Raw genomic sequence first — 255 nt, 5'->3', positions numbered from 1 at the left:
AAGGCAAGTTGCATCATTCCATTTGTTCCAAGAATCGACTCCGGTTGGAATATTTTTAATTTTAAAAGGTGTAAAAAACAACGGAATCGACATCGAAGCGCGAACAAAATCGGCTGGATTCTGAACATCTGGATTGGAGTAAAACAAATCAATCATTTGTGGGAAAATAATTTTGCTTTCGGTAGTGATGTCTGCGGTAATTATGGCCATTTGACTCCAATGATCTACACGGGTATATTCTTCTTTATCACCTTG

At 37.6% G+C, this 255-nt stretch carries 1 pseudogene; it reads right to left on the bottom strand.

From position 1 onward, the window contains the following. Positions 1–255, bottom strand: a pseudogene (locus ACWA1B_RS23125) (hypothetical protein); the annotation flags it as partial.

It is taken from the genome of Flavobacterium xizangense (assembly GCF_054075145.1).
The sequence above is the reverse complement of the archived record's forward strand: the minus strand, read 5'-3'. Positions and strand labels throughout refer to the sequence as shown.